This is a genomic window from Klebsiella quasipneumoniae subsp. quasipneumoniae (assembly GCF_020525925.1).
GTDB lineage: Bacteria > Pseudomonadota > Gammaproteobacteria > Enterobacterales > Enterobacteriaceae > Klebsiella > Klebsiella quasipneumoniae.
Window position 1 is genome coordinate 1,076,495 of sequence record NZ_CP084876.1, and the last position, 13,085, is coordinate 1,089,579.

Sequence of the window (13,085 nt, forward strand, 5' to 3'; positions counted from 1 at the left end):
AGTTGCGCCGCGCGGGGGTTACGGCGCCAGATAGACCTGGGGGGCCGCGTTGTCTGGATGCTGGCCGAGGCGGACATCCGCCCCGTACCAGCGATGGATAACCGACTGCTGGATCACCTCCTGCGGCGTCCCCTGGGCGACCAGGCGGCCCTGGTGTAGCAGCAGGATGCGGTCGGCCCACAGGGCGGCGAGGTTAAGGTCATGCAGCACCACGCACACGTGCAGTTGCCCGCCGGCGATGAGCCGTTTGAGCAAGCGCAGCAGATGCTGTTGATAGTAAAGGTCCAGCGCCGAGGTGGGCTCATCGAGAAACAGCCAGCCCTGCGGCGCGCCGTCGCGCCACAGCTGCGCCAGACAGCGGGCGAGCTGCACCCGCTGCTGCTCGCCGCCGGAAAGGGCGGGATAGCGGCGGCCGGCAAGGTCATCGCAGCCGGTGACGGCCATTACCGCCGCCAGCTCCGCCGGGTCCGCGGTCGGGCCCCACGGCGAGCGCCCCATGGCGATGACCGTTTCCACCGTCCAGTCGGCCTGCAGGGCCGTACGCTGTAGCATGACCGCCCGCCGGCGCGCCAGCGCCTCGGGTGACCACGCCTCCAGCGGCGTGCCCGCCAGACGGCGGGTACCGCTATCCGGGGTCAGGTACCCGGTCAGCAGCCGCAGCAGGGTGGATTTGCCCGCGCCGTTCGGCCCGATAAGCGCCGTCATCTCGCCGCCGCGCAGCGCGACGGAGATGTTGTCGATAATCTGCCGCTGGCCGAGGCGAAGCGCCAGCCCCTGCGCGCAATATTCATTAGCCATGTTTGGGGTTCTCCCGACGAAAGACCAGCCACAGAAACCAGGGGGCGCCCAGCAGGCTGGTGAGCAGACCGACCGGCATCTCCGCCGGCGCCGCCACGGTGCGGGCCAGGGTGTCGGCCAGCAGAAGCAGGATCGCGCCGGCCAGCAGCGAGCCGGGGATCAGCCCGCGATGGTCCGGCCCCAGCCACAGGCGCATCAGGTGCGGCACCACCAGGCCAATAAAGCCGATGACGCCGCTGATGGCCACCGCCGCGGCCACCAGCACCGCGCTGCACAGCAGCAGCCAGCGCTGCAGCGCCCGCACGTTGACCCCAAGATAGTGCGCTTCTTCATCGCCGAGCTGCAGCAAATTCAGGCGGGAGGCCATCCACCACACCGCCAGCGCCGCCGGGATGATCAGGGTCGCAGCCACCAACAGGGTCGGCCACTCGGCCTGGCCCAGACTGCCCATGCCCCACAGCGACAGCTGTCGCAGCTGGGCGTCGTTACTCAGCCAGGCCAGCACGCCGACCAGCGCCCCGCACAGCGCGTTGATGGCGATCCCCACCAGCAGCAGGCGCGACAGCGACCCCTCCTCCGCCCGGCTGAGGATAAAAATCACCACCATCACCGCCAGGCTGCCGATAAACGCCGCCAGCATCGGCATATACAGAGCGATCAGCCCCGTTGCGGAGAGCGGGAGCACCAGCCAGCTGGCCACCGCCAGCGCGGCGCCGCTGCTGATGCCCAGCAGGCCCGGGTCGGCAAGCGGGTTGCGAAACAACCCCTGCATCACGCAGCCGGAGAGGGCCAGCGCCGCGCCTACCAGCAGGGCCAGCAGCACCCGCGGCAGACGGATGGTCAGCCAGATGTGGCGCAGCATCTCATCCCCGGCGGGCAGCAGGCTGGCCAGCGGCAAACGCATCGCGCCAAGGGTGGTGGCGAACAGCGTCAGCAGGACCAGCAGCAGCGTCATCAACAGCAAACGGCGGGCGAGGGTAGGGCGCATCAGGGCAGATGCTCCGCTTTTTCACGCAGCGCGATAATCGCCTGCGGGGTGCGCGGCCCAAAGCCGAGCAGGGCCATATCGTCGATCGTCAGCAGCTGCTTATGACGCCCCGCCGGGGTCTGTGCCAGGCCGGGCAGTTTCCACAGCCCGGCTTCGCCGCCCATCCCTTTGAGACCATCGGCGGAGATCACCACCAGATCCGCCTGGCTGGCGGCCACCCCCTCCTGCGACATCGCCCGATAGTGGTCGAAGCCCTGCATCGCGTTCTGCAGCCCGGCGGCGTGAATGGCGCCATCGGCCGCGGTGCGTTGCCCGGCCACCAGGGTATTCATTCCGCCGTGGCTGAGAATAAACAGCACCCGCCTGGCAATCGGCTGCGTTGGAATGGCGGCGATCTGTTGCTGAAGCTGCTGGCGCAGCGCGTCGCCTGCCGGGGTTTTGCCTAACGCTTCGGCAATGACGGCCACTTTGTTATCAATCGCGGCCAGGCTTTCGCCGCCCGGCACGTTTACCACCTTCACGCCGCTCGCCTGCACCTTGTGTAAAACCAGCGAGGGCTGCGCCTGGGCGCTCGCTAGCACCAGCTGCGGACGTAATGCGAGGATCCCCTCGGCGTTCAACTGCCGCAGGTAGCCGACATCCGGCAGCTTTTGCGCCGCCGGGGGCCAGCTGCTGGTGCTGTCCCGGGCGACCAGGCTCTGTTGCGCGCCAAGGGCATAGACGATCTCAGTGACATCGCCGCCGAGGGTGACGAGCCGCTCCACGGCGGCGTGGCTCAGCAACGGGAAGGCGATGAGAAGCAGTAACCAGCGCATCATGCGGGCAGTCCTTCGCGGGTCAGACGATCCACCTGCTGGCGCCATTGCGCCTGCTCGGGGTGGCCCTCGCTGCGCTGGCCATAGAGCTGGGCGATCTGGGTGCCGTCTTTGGCGAACAGCTCGACGCTGGTGACGTGTCCGTCTGAGGTCGGCTTGCGGGTCACCCACACTTCATCGAGGCTCTCTTCACGCAGATGCAGGGTAAAGGTGGGATTGAAGATATTCAGCCAGCCGCGCATCGGCGCCAGCTTTTCCAGGGCGCCGGTGAAGATCTGCACGCAGCCGCGATTGCCGACGAAAATCATGATTTCATTGCCCTCCTGGCGCACCGTCTCCAGTAACGCTGGCAGCGCATGGCGATCAACGCGGCAGGCGAGGTCGTCGCTCACCAGGCGGAAGGCCTGCTGGCGGGAAAGCTGATATTTACGCAGCAGACCGAAGAACTGGTGTACGTCGGTCATCGCGCGCCAGTCGTTCTCCAGGGCGGCGCCGTCGGCGCTCTCGGCATATTTCACCGGCTCCAGCGGGCGCAGGGCCAGCGGCGCCGGGGCCGCCACCCGATGTTCTGCGATCAGGGTGTCCCAGGCCGCCATGTCGGTCTGCGTGGTCGCATAGACTTTCAGCAGGGCGTCGCCGTGGTGGTCGAAAAACTGAATGCTCTGGCGACCGTTATCGTTCAGATGGAAGGCGCTGGCCCACTGGCTGAGGAACAGACGCAGGTCGAGCGCGCGCGGGTTGAGCACCAGCCCGGCGTGGCCGCTGAGGTGCTGGTGCGTGAACTGGCCGACCTGCTCATGGACGGCATACTCGTTGCGACAGATGCATTTGGTTTCACCGACGCGCTCCAGGGCGGCAATCAGCGCCCGGGCGTCATCGATCAGGCGCACGGCATCGTGACCGAGGCGGGCGGCGGTCAGCTCGGCTTCGCTGATCCCCATTTCCGCAGCGATATCGCGGGCATATTTCGCGGTGCTGGACGCTTTGGTGGCCTGGTAGCGCTGCCACAGATCGGGGTGGGCATTGGGCATAATCATATCCTTCTCAATGTTCAATATCCCCGGCCGGCGGGCCGGGGGCAGGTGAGTTGTTATTCGGGCAATCAGAAGTCGACGTTGACCCCAAGCTGCCAGGTGCGGCCCGGCATGACCGCCAGCGCTTTATCATTGGCGTCCTGGCTGGTGCCGGTCTCGATATTGCGGCTGCTCAGGTAATCCCAGTATTTACGATCGGTGAGGTTGTAGACCCCGCCATTGAGGCGCACGTTTTTCGCTACCTGCCAGTACGCGGTCCAGTCCAGCATGCCGTAGCCCGGCACGCGCATATAGTCGCTGCTGGCATCGGCGATGGCGGAACCGCTGTTGCTGTAGCTTTCGCGGTTGGTGGCGGTCGCCTGTTTCCCCTTGACGAAGGTCGCCGTCAGGGCGGTGCCGTAGCGTTTCGCCGGATCGTCCCACGCCACGCCGACGATAGCTTTCATCGGCGCTACGCTGTCGAGGTCGACGTATTTATCGCCGCTGTAGCTGGATTTCGATTTCCCTTCGCTATAGCCGAGGGCGAGGGTGGCGCTCAGGCCGTCCACCTGCTCATACCAGGTGCCAAAGTTAAATTTAGTGCTGATTTCACCGCCGTAGATATAGGCTTTATCGCGGTTTTCCGCCTGATAAATGGTGTAGATATTCGACGGCACGTTAGTGAACTGGCCCGGATTATTCGCCCGGGTATAGCGGGTATAGGCGATAAAGTTCTTATAGCTGTTGTAGAACAGCGCTGTGCGCAGGGTGATGCCTTCGGTAACTTCCCCCTTCAGCCCCCACTCGAGATTATCGCTGGTTTCCGTCTTCAGATCGGTATTGCCGATCAGGGCATACTGCTGGCTGCCGGCGTAGCTGGAGCCAAGGTTCCAGGATCCATACAGCTGACTGGCGTTGGGGAACTGCGCGCCGCGCTGGTACTGCAGGTAGGTCATCAGGCGCGGGGTGAGGTCGTACTGGAAAGTCAACGACGGCAGAACCTGGGTATCGCTGTTTTTACCGTACAGATTCGCCACCGACGATTCGGTCAGCGCGCTGCTGTTGGCGGCAAGGTCGGACAGATTTTCCGGCTTCGTCGATTGATGCACCACGCGCACGCCGGGAATAATGGCGAAGTTGTGGCTATCAAGGTCGAAGTTGATCTTATCCTGGACAAAGCCGCCGAGAGTGTAGCTGCGGCTGTCCGCCTCCGGCTGCATGATCTCGCTGTAAACGCTGGGGATCGGCGACTGGCTGAACGGCCGCTGGGTTTTGCTGGTGCTGGCGTTGAAACCGGCGCTCAGATCGTAGCGGCCCAGGGTTTTCGCCAGCGCGGTCTGCAGGCCCCAGGTGTCGGTGTCGTAGTTGGAGTTCACCGTCTGCATTCTGCGGGTGACGCTGTCCGGCATATACGTCCAGTCATGGGCTTCGGTATGCTGGTAGTAGATTTTCGTGGAGACGCTGTCGAGGTAGTCATTCATCGGCGTCCAGTCATCCTTCAGGCTCAGGCCCCAGCGTCGGGTCTGGCTGGTCTGGTTGGCGGTGCCGATGGTGCTGTTACCGCTGGAATCCCAGGTATCGTAGTGGGTGTGGTTGGTTTTGTGGTAATAGTCGAAGGTGCTGGTTAGCTTGTGCTCGTCGTTGGGCTGCCAGATCCCGGAGGCCAGAAAGGCATCGGAGTGCCAGTTCGCCGGGTAGGCGTCGACGGTGTCGCTGTTATTTTCGGTTTCCTGGCCGTCGCGGCGGCTGTAGACCAAAATGCCGCGCAGGAACTCATCGCCGCCGGCGACGGTCACCCCGTTGTGCCAGCTGCGATCCGCGGAGTCGTAGCCGCTGCGATAGCCGAAGGCGCTGGTTTTGCCCGGGCGCAGGTAATCATCCGCCGATTTCGGGCGGAAGGAGACATTCCCTCCGATGGCGCTGTTGGCCGTTTCCGTCGAGGTGGCGCCGGACTGGATATCCACGCTGCCGTACATATACGGGTCGATATAATCGCGGCCGATGCCGAAGGTATTGAGCCCCGAGCGGCCGACGTAGCCGCGGCCGGTGGCGTTGGGCTGGGCGATACCGTCCACGTCGATACCGACGCGGTTGCTCTCCATGCCGCGAATGTTGTAGCCGGTGTAGCCCCCGCGGTCGAAGCCGCTTTTGCCGTTGCCAGAGCCGCCGCTGGCCCCGGTGGCGCTGATGAGCGGTTCATAGCGCATGATCGAGCCGAAATCGTTAGCGCCTTTGTCCTCCAGCTCCCGGGCGCTGATGCTGTGCTCGTTACCGGCTTTTTGCGCCGGCGCGGGAGCGGTGACGGTCATTTGTTCCGAGGTGTCATCCACCGCCTCGCCGCCGATGGCGGAAGTGCCTGCTGCGACGGCAGAAGTTTGATAAATTGCTGCAAGCAAAGAGGTCACCAGCAGGCGTTTTTTACACCCTGCTGCTGACGGAGTCGATTTGTACATAGTCGCCACGCCTTGATCGTTATTAGTATCGGCTCACGCGTTACTTCCAGAGTTGCAGGTTGCTCCGTCTTTTCCGTTGCGGATAGGGTCTTACTCCATTTGTTGATTGCGAATGGTAATGATAGGTATTATCGTTTGCAACAAAATATTCATGTATTCCTCATTTAAACTGCACTTTGTTTACACTGTGCCCTTTCAGCCTGAGCGAGAAGACGATGAATTCAAAAGCGGCTATCACCATCACCTATTGTTCCCAGTGCAACTGGATGCTGCGCGCCAGCTGGATGGCGCAGGAGCTGTTACACACCTTCAGCACCGATATCGCCTCGGTGACGCTGGTGCCGGGCACCGGCGGGATCTTCACTATCGATATCGACGGCCAGCAGATCTGGGAGCGGAAGCAGGATGGCGGCTTTCCGGATGCGGCAGAGCTGAAACGCCGGGTGCGCGATGTCTGCTTTCCGGAAAAAGCATTGGGGCATGTTGATAAACCCGCTAACCCGACCTAATCGTTAGGAAAGCGGCTGCGTGGCCCGTTTAAAAGGTGTATTATTGATGCATCTTTTTGTGGGGAGGGAAGTTGACGGTGGGCAAACGCATCGAACGTGAAAAGCAGACGATCGGTCGGATGATTGGGCTTTATCAGCGCCGCTGTCCGGATGCCCGCGACGACGGCGAGCACTATCAGGCGCTGAACGCCTACGCCGACAAGCGGCTTGATAAGTGCGTGTTTGGCGACAATAAACCGGCCTGCAAGCAGTGTCCGGTACACTGCTATCAGCCGGCGAAGCGCGAAGAGATGAAGCAGATTATGCGCTGGGCCGGGCCACGAATGCTCTGGCGCCACCCGATCCTGACCCTTCGCCATCTGCTGGATGACAGGCGGCCGGTGCCGCCGCTGCCGGAAAAATATCGACCGAAAAAATAGCGGCCTTTCCCCGGCCTGGGCTGCGCGCAGCCGGGGGACAAGCGCAGCCCCGGTAAGGCGTTAGCCGCCACCGGGGATGGGTGATGAAGCCTTCTGTTTCTGACTATCCCGGATCGTGCTTGTCACAAAGGCGACCACAAACAGCGCGGTGAACAGCACCACGATAGTCGGCGCCGGCGCGCTATCGAGATAAAACGCCAGCCACACCCCTCCCGCCGAGCAGCAGACCGCTACCGCCACCGCCAGCAGCAGGGCGTGTATAAAGCGCCGTACCAGCAGGAGCGCGATCGCCCCTGGGGCAATCAGCAGCGAAATCGACAGGATAATCCCTACCGACTGCAGCGTCGCGACGATGGTCAGGGCGATCATGCACAGCATGCCGTAGTGCAGCAGTCCGCCGCGCAGGCCACTGGCTTTGGCCTGCGTCGGATCGAAGGCGTGCAGCAAAAAATCCCGCCATTTCAGCCCGATAATCAGCGCAATCATCAGCGCGATAGCCGCCGTTTGTCCAATATCGCTGAGGGAGATCCCCAGCATATCGCCGAACAGAATATGGTCGAGATGGACGTCGGACTGGATCGCTACGTACAGCACCAGCCCGGCGCCAAACATGCCGGAGAAGACAATTCCCATGATGGTATCGCGTTTGAGGCGGCTGTTATCGTCGAGAAAACCGGTCGTCACGGCGCAGAGCAGCCCGGCGATAAACGCGCCGATGGCGAAGGGGATGCCGATAATGTAGGCCAGCACCACGCCGGGAAAGACCGCGTGGCTCATGGCGTCGCCCATCAGCGCCCAGCCTTTGAGCACCAGAAAGACTGACAGCAGCGCGCAGGGCACGGCAACGACCATCGATACTGTTATCGCGTTGACCATAAAAGGAAACTGGAACGGGGCCAGGATCAGATTCAGCATGCGGCCTCCCCGGCGCGGCGACGGTTGGCCAACAGACCATGCTTCGGCGCGAAGATAAAGGTGATGAGGAACAGCAGCGTTTGCGCCACCACGATAATGCCGCCGGTGGCGCCGTCGAGGTAGTAACTGAGCCAGGCGCCGAAGAAGCTGGTCAGGCTGCCGATGGCGACGGCGATGGCCAGCAGGCGCGGGAAGCGGTCGGTTAACAGCCAGGCGGTGGCGCCGGGGGTGACCACCAGGCAGATAACCAGAAAGGCGCCGACGGTCTGCAGCGCCGCTACGGTGCAGGCCGCCAGCAGGGTAAAGAACAGCAGCTTCAGGCCGCGGGTGTTCAGACCAATCGAGCGGGCGTGGTGCTCATCGAAGAAGGTCACCATCAGATCTTTCCACTTCAACAGCAGGATCGCCATCGAGATAAAGCCGATCGCCGCCAGCTGGATAATATCCTCCGGGGCGATGGCCAGAATATTGCCGAGGATAATAGTCTGGATATTCACCGACGTCGGGTTCAGCGACACCATAAACAGCCCGATCCCGAAGAAGGAGGAGAATATCAGGCCGATAATCGCATCCTCTTTCAGCCGCGACCGCTGCTGCAAAAACAGCATACTGCCCGCCGCCAGGCCGCCGGAGAGAAACGCGCCGAGGGCAAACGGCAGGCCGAGCATATAGGCCCCGGCGACGCCGGGCACAATCGAGTGGGAAAGGGCGTCGCCAATCAGCGACCAGCCCTTCAGCATCAGGTAGCAGGAGAGAAAGGCGCAGACGCCGCCCACCAGCGCCGCCACCCACATCGCATTGAGCATATAGTGATAGCCAAACGGCTCCAGCAGCCAGCTCATCGTGGGCCTCCCGCCGCGCGCCGGCTGATAAACGGCCGCTCGTCATCGGTGATAATCTGCGCTTCCGCACCGGTGAGCGCGACGTGGCGCAGTACGCCGCTGAAAGCCCGCTCCAGATTCTCGGCGGTGAAGGTGGTTTCTGTCGGGCCGCTGGCCAGCACGGTGCCTTTTACCATCACCGTGTAATCGCAAAATTCACTTACGGACCCGAGATTATGGGTGGAGACCAGCATGGTACAGCCCTCATCGCGGAGCTCGCGCAGCAGGCTGATGATCCGCGCTTCGGTCTGCACATCGACGCCGGTAAAAGGCTCATCCAGCAGGATCACCTGGCCCTGCTGAGCGATGGCGCGGGCAAGGAAGACGCGCTTTTTCTGCCCGCCGGAGAGCTCGCCAATTTGCCGATGGCGGTACTCGCTCATGCCCACGCGGGCCAGCGCGGCATCGACAATCTCGCGATCGCGCGGCTTTGCCCGCCGCAGCCAGCCCATATGGCCGTAGCGGCCCATCATCACCACATCCTCCACCAGCACCGGGAAGGACCAGTCCACCTCTTCCGACTGCGGGACATAGGCGACCAGGTTCTGGCGCAGCGCGCGGTTGACCGGCTGGCCGAGGATGGCGATCTCGCCGTGACCGACGCGCACAAAGCCCATCAGTGCTTTAAACAGTGTGGATTTACCCGAGCCGTTAACCCCCACCAGCGCGGCAATGGAGCCGCGCGGTACGCTGAACGAGGCGTCGCGCAGGGCGGTGTGGCCGTTGCGCCAGGTGACGGTGAGCTGGTCGACATACAGACCCGCTTGCGCAGTATTCATGGCTGTTTCCTCATCCCGTCCTGGATACCGTTGACGATGGTTTCGGTGGTGACGCGCAGCAGGTCGAGCCAGGTCGGCACCGGGCCGTCGGCGGCGCTCAGCGAATCGACATACAGCACGCCGCCGTAGTGGGCGCCGGCTTCGCGCGCCACCTGACGCGCCGGTTTATCGGAGATGGTGCTTTCGCTGAAGATGGTCGGGATCTGTTCTTTTTTCATGGTGTCGATAACCTTGCGCACCTGTTGCGGAGTGCCCTGCTGGTCGGCGTTAATCGGCCACAGATACAGTTCGCGCAGGCCATAGTCGCGGGCCAGATAGGAGAAGGCTCCCTCGCTGGTGACCAGCCAGCGCTTATCCGCCGGCAGCTGCGCCAGTCTGGCCTGCAGCGGCGCCATCGTCTGGCGGATTTTCTCTTTATAGGCCTCGGCGTTGCGGCGATAGGTGTCGGCGTGAGGCGGATCGTATTTCACTAGCGCATCGCGAATATTATCGACATAGATCAGGGCGTTATCTGCCGACATCCAGGCATGGGGATTGGGCTTTCCGCTATAGGGGCCTGCGCTGATGCCCATCGGCTGGATCCCCTCGCTGACCACCACCTCCGGGACGCCCTGCAGGTGCTGATAAAAGCGGGCAAACCACCGTTCGAGATTGAGACCGTTGCTGAGGATCAGCTGCGCCCCCTGCGCGCGTTTGATATCGCCGGGGGTAGGCTGGTAGTCGTGGATCTCCGCGCCCGGTTTGGTGATGGAGCTGACGACGGCGGCATCGCCGGCCACGTTCTGCGCCATATCGGCGATAACCGTGAAGGTGGTGATAACCCTGAATTTCTCCTGCGCCGAGGCCGGCGCCGCGGCCAGCAGGGCCAGCGCGCTGGCCAGCAGCAATGATTTCAGCGGTGTCAGGTGCAGCATAGGATCCCTCGCAATGGTGTGGTTAATTTCCCAGCGTTTATAGCCATTGCTATGTTATATAGCACAAGCTATTTACAAATGAAAATAATTCTTATTTGCATACGTGGGTAATGATTAGAGCGAGAACGATTTTGTCACGGGGATTTAAATTAACCCGGGCTGCATTGTGCTGACCCGGGTGACATGCGGTATTCGGTTTACCGGCTCGCAAGCCGGGCGTCTTCGGGGGGAAGTGCTGCGTGTGTGCTGGGTGGCGGCGACGCCTTGCCCGGCCAGCAACACCTGCGATGATAAATAAATAGCAGGCGAGGCTACACCAGCTCGTCTTTATTAATGCCCAGCCGCTTCATGCGCGACAGGAGCGTGGTGCGCTTCAGCCCCAGCCGCTGGGCGGCGCCCTTCGGCCCGGCCACCACGCCGTTGCTCTCCTTCAGCACCCGGACGATCAGCTGATATTCATCTTCGCCTTCCTCAGGCAGGACCTCTGGCGACCGCGGAGGCTCGACGATATCCCGCTCCGGCAGGGAGAGCTGCAGTACGTTGCCGCGGGTGAGTAACACCGCCCGTTCGATGACGTTTTCCAGCTCGCGCACGTTGCCCGGCCACTCCATGCGCGTCAGGGTGCGCAGGGTCTCCGCCGGAATACTGTCGATATTGCGTCCCATGCGGCGGGCGATTTTGAAGGTAAAGGCCTTCACCAGCAGCGGGATATCGTCGGGGCGCTCCCGCAGCGGCGGCAGGTGGATCGGGAACACGTTGAGCCGGTAGTAGAGGTCGCTGCGAAATTCCCTGTCGATAACCATCTGCTTGAGATCGCGGTTGGTGGCGGCGATCAGTCGGACGTCGGTCTGGATCAGCTTGTTGCTCCCCAGGCGCTCGAACTCCTGCTCCTGGAGAACGCGCAGCAGCTTGGGCTGCAGCTCCAGCGGCATATCGCCCACTTCATCAAGGAACAGGGAGCTTTTGTCCGCCAGTTCGAAGCGGCCGATACGCTGGGCGCTGGCCCCGGTGAAGGCTCCGCGTTCGTGGCCGAACAGATCGCTCTCCAGCAGTCCGGCGGGCATCGCGGCGCAGTTCATCTTCACCATCCGCCGACTGTTTCGTCCGCTGAGGTTATGAATGGCGCGGGCGATAAGCTCTTTGCCGGTGCCGGTTTCGCCGAGGATCAGCACGGTGCTGTCGCTGTGGGCCACCATCTCGACCTGCTTGAGCACATTGTTCATCGCCTCGCTGCGGCCGATGATCTCCCCGAATTCGCTCTCGACATTGTTGAGCTGCTCGGTGAGGGCGAGGTTCTCATCCACCAGTCGCTCTTTCAGGCGCTGAATTTCACGGTAGGCGAGGGCGTTATCGATAGCGATCGACACCCGCTCGGCGATCTGGCGCAGCAGCTTGAGATTGGTGGTGGTAAACACCTGTTCGTCGCATTGCGCCAGCTTCAGCACCCCGAGCAGGGTGTTGCCGGACATCAGCGGCAGCAGGCACAGGGTCTGGATCTTGTTGCCCCACATTTCGAAGAGCATTTTCTCGTACGGCGCGAGGGTGTCATGCTCGTGCAGATTAAGCAGCAGCATCTCTTTGCTTTTGAACACGCGCTCGGTGAGGGTGCCCGCTTCATCTACCTCGCTCTGGTCGTGAACCGGATGGCTGGCATCTAGATAGTGTGTGGAATAGATGTTGAGCTTCCCTTTGCGGTTGCTGCGCAGCACCACGCTGATGGCGTCGATCCGGAAGTAGCGATGGATCTCTTTCGCCACCTCGCTGACCAGCTCGTCGATATCCAGACGTGAGAGGACCGCGTTGGTGATCGCCACCAGAATGCGGAAGTTGTCGCGCTCGTGGCACAGCAGATCGTAATCGACGTTATTGCTGACCCGGTTCTGAATCTGCTCGCTGACGACGGCGACGATCTGCGCGAAGGTATGCAGCCGCTGGAACTCTTTCTCGCTCCATGGCCGGTTGTCACGGCGCAGAAATTCGCAACCGCCGAAGATCCGCCCGTCGGCCGCCAGCGGCAGCAGCGAGTAGTACCCGAACGAGCGATAGATCCCGCTGCGGATAAGCTGCGGCCAGGTGTCGGCAAAGGTCTCATGATCGCAATGCAGGGCATCCGGCCGGGAGAGTAAGCGGCGCACCGGTCCGTGGGCGAGCACGGTTTCATCTTCATAGCTCACCGGCTGGCCTGCCTCATCGCAGGCGTATCTGGCCGCACGGTGGTTGCCTGCATTCCACAGGATAATGGCCGCTTCGTCGGCCAGTGCGGACTGTTGCACCAGGCGGGTCAGGGTTTCGCTCAGCGCAGCCAGATCGGGCTGCTGTAATAAAAGCCGGGTGATATCAAACAGACCCTGCTGGCCGAGATCGCTCATCGGTGTATACGACATGGCTTACATCCAAAACGCGCCGGCAACGCGGCGCATAAGAAAATGATGGTACAAATAATAGTATGTTAATAAAGCGGTTATTGCCGCTTTAACCCATCCGTGGGCGCCCGCTGGTTTGGGCGGGATAATCATGCTGGCTTTTCCCGGCTCGCGCTGCGCTTAGCCAGGCTACATGTGCGCGCCGTGTTGTAGCCTGGATAAGGCGCCAGCCGCTATC

General features: G+C 62.2%; 12 protein-coding genes. 2 read left to right on the forward strand and 10 right to left on the reverse strand.

What is annotated here, in order from left to right:
* Nucleotides 1-18 precede the first annotated feature (18 nt).
* The 5 genes from LGM20_RS05375 to LGM20_RS05395 form a co-directional block, all read right to left on the reverse strand.
* Entirely contained in the window at nucleotides 19-798 is a 780-nt protein-coding gene (locus tag LGM20_RS05375; RefSeq protein WP_044524517.1) for a heme ABC transporter ATP-binding protein, read from the reverse strand.
* Nucleotides 791-1,786: a FecCD family ABC transporter permease gene (locus LGM20_RS05380; RefSeq protein WP_044524516.1), complete on the reverse strand. Its 996-nt coding sequence runs from the start codon at nucleotides 1,784-1,786 to the stop codon at nucleotides 791-793. Before LGM20_RS05380 ends, LGM20_RS05375 begins: the two co-directional genes overlap by 8 nt.
* Complete coding sequence (locus LGM20_RS05385) at nucleotides 1,786-2,604, reverse strand: heme/hemin ABC transporter substrate-binding protein (RefSeq protein WP_023290809.1); 819 nt, start codon at nucleotides 2,602-2,604, stop codon at nucleotides 1,786-1,788. The genes LGM20_RS05380 and LGM20_RS05385 overlap by 1 nt, the downstream gene beginning before the upstream one ends.
* Nucleotides 2,601-3,632 (reverse strand): hemin-degrading factor, encoded by a 1,032-nt coding sequence (locus tag LGM20_RS05390; protein ID WP_023290808.1) that lies wholly within the window; start codon nucleotides 3,630-3,632, stop codon nucleotides 2,601-2,603. The genes LGM20_RS05385 and LGM20_RS05390 overlap by 4 nt, the downstream gene beginning before the upstream one ends.
* A 71-nt stretch (nucleotides 3,633-3,703) precedes the next feature.
* A complete protein-coding gene (locus LGM20_RS05395) occupies nucleotides 3,704-6,067 on the reverse strand; it encodes a TonB-dependent receptor domain-containing protein (RefSeq protein WP_044524515.1) in 2,364 nt (787 codons plus the stop codon).
* 215 nt (nucleotides 6,068-6,282) lie between these two features.
* Between LGM20_RS05395 and LGM20_RS05400 the strand changes: the two genes are divergently transcribed.
* Together LGM20_RS05400 and LGM20_RS05405 are read left to right on the forward strand one after the other, a co-directional pair.
* Complete coding sequence (locus tag LGM20_RS05400) at nucleotides 6,283-6,576, forward strand: Rdx family protein (RefSeq protein WP_004205627.1); 294 nt, start codon at nucleotides 6,283-6,285, stop codon at nucleotides 6,574-6,576.
* Nucleotides 6,577-6,653: 77 nt separating this feature from the next.
* Nucleotides 6,654-6,995 (forward strand): nitrous oxide-stimulated promoter family protein, encoded by a 342-nt coding sequence (locus LGM20_RS05405; protein ID WP_023290806.1) that lies wholly within the window; start codon nucleotides 6,654-6,656, stop codon nucleotides 6,993-6,995.
* A gap of 60 nt (nucleotides 6,996-7,055) precedes the next feature.
* Here LGM20_RS05405 and LGM20_RS05410 read toward each other — a convergent pair whose 3' ends face one another.
* The 5 genes from LGM20_RS05410 to flhA all read right to left on the reverse strand — a co-directional run bounded on the left by LGM20_RS05410 (nucleotide 7,056) and on the right by flhA (nucleotide 12,868).
* Entirely contained in the window at nucleotides 7,056-7,910 is an 855-nt protein-coding gene (locus tag LGM20_RS05410; protein ID WP_044524514.1) for a metal ABC transporter permease, read from the reverse strand.
* Complete coding sequence (gene sitC / locus LGM20_RS05415; RefSeq protein ID WP_023290804.1) at nucleotides 7,904-8,752, reverse strand: iron/manganese ABC transporter permease subunit SitC; 849 nt, start codon at nucleotides 8,750-8,752, stop codon at nucleotides 7,904-7,906. Before sitC ends, LGM20_RS05410 begins: the two co-directional genes overlap by 7 nt.
* Nucleotides 8,749-9,570: a manganese/iron ABC transporter ATP-binding protein gene (locus tag LGM20_RS05420; RefSeq protein WP_044524512.1), complete on the reverse strand. Its 822-nt coding sequence runs from the start codon at nucleotides 9,568-9,570 to the stop codon at nucleotides 8,749-8,751. Before LGM20_RS05420 ends, sitC begins: the two co-directional genes overlap by 4 nt.
* Nucleotides 9,567-10,484 (reverse strand): metal ABC transporter substrate-binding protein, encoded by a 918-nt coding sequence (locus LGM20_RS05425; protein ID WP_044524511.1) that lies wholly within the window; start codon nucleotides 10,482-10,484, stop codon nucleotides 9,567-9,569. Before LGM20_RS05425 ends, LGM20_RS05420 begins: the two co-directional genes overlap by 4 nt.
* Nucleotides 10,485-10,795: 311 nt before the next feature.
* Nucleotides 10,796-12,868: a formate hydrogenlyase transcriptional activator FlhA gene (flhA, locus tag LGM20_RS05430; protein ID WP_044524510.1), complete on the reverse strand. Its 2,073-nt coding sequence runs from the start codon at nucleotides 12,866-12,868 to the stop codon at nucleotides 10,796-10,798.
* Nucleotides 12,869-13,085 lie beyond the last annotated feature (217 nt).

Coding starts and splice junctions, on each gene's coding strand:
- LGM20_RS05375 (WP_044524517.1), bottom strand. CDS start 798: ATGGCTAATGAATATTGCGCGCAGGGGCTGGCGCTTCGCCTCGGCCAG.
- LGM20_RS05380 (WP_044524516.1), bottom strand. CDS start 1,786: ATGCGCCCTACCCTCGCCCGCCGTTTGCTGTTGATGACGCTGCTGCTG.
- LGM20_RS05385 (WP_023290809.1), bottom strand. CDS start 2,604: ATGATGCGCTGGTTACTGCTTCTCATCGCCTTCCCGTTGCTGAGCCAC.
- LGM20_RS05390 (WP_023290808.1), bottom strand. CDS start 3,632: ATGCCCAATGCCCACCCCGATCTGTGGCAGCGCTACCAGGCCACCAAA.
- LGM20_RS05395 (WP_044524515.1), bottom strand. CDS start 6,067: ATGTACAAATCGACTCCGTCAGCAGCAGGGTGTAAAAAACGCCTGCTG.
- LGM20_RS05400 (WP_004205627.1), top strand. CDS start 6,283: ATGAATTCAAAAGCGGCTATCACCATCACCTATTGTTCCCAGTGCAAC.
- LGM20_RS05410 (WP_044524514.1), bottom strand. CDS start 7,910: ATGCTGAATCTGATCCTGGCCCCGTTCCAGTTTCCTTTTATGGTCAAC.
- sitC (WP_023290804.1), bottom strand. CDS start 8,752: ATGAGCTGGCTGCTGGAGCCGTTTGGCTATCACTATATGCTCAATGCG.
- LGM20_RS05420 (WP_044524512.1), bottom strand. CDS start 9,570: ATGAATACTGCGCAAGCGGGTCTGTATGTCGACCAGCTCACCGTCACC.
- LGM20_RS05425 (WP_044524511.1), bottom strand. CDS start 10,484: ATGCTGCACCTGACACCGCTGAAATCATTGCTGCTGGCCAGCGCGCTG.
- flhA (WP_044524510.1), bottom strand. CDS start 12,868: ATGTCGTATACACCGATGAGCGATCTCGGCCAGCAGGGTCTGTTTGAT.